We start from the raw sequence: 250 nt of genomic DNA on the forward strand, positions 1-250 counted from the left end.
GCGCCGCTTCATCAATATGGTGGACGAGTTTTATGATCGGGGCGTCAAGCTCTTGATGTCGGCAGAAGTGCCCGTCGAGTCGCTTTACAGTGACGGCAAGCTGACCTTCGAATTTCAGCGGACGCTGTCTCGCTTGCAGGAGATGCAGTCGCGGGAGTATCTGGCGCTGCCGCATAAACCCTGAGAGCCTCTGTAGCCTGGGTGCGATGCCAAGGGCGTGCGAGAAAAGTGAAGATGGCACTTAACTTGT

Annotated in this window: 1 protein-coding gene; it reads left to right on the plus strand. The window is 56.0% G+C overall.

What is annotated here, in order from left to right; genetic code table 11:
- On the plus strand, positions 1 to 184 hold a 184-nt coding region (gene zapE, locus V0R37_RS22855), incomplete at its 5' end, for an AFG1/ZapE family ATPase (RefSeq protein ID WP_420376657.1).
- Positions 185 to 250: the final 66 nt, after the last annotated feature.

It is taken from the genome of Pollutimonas rozaliensis (assembly GCF_048751585.1).
Taxonomy (GTDB): domain Bacteria; phylum Pseudomonadota; class Gammaproteobacteria; order Burkholderiales; family Burkholderiaceae_B.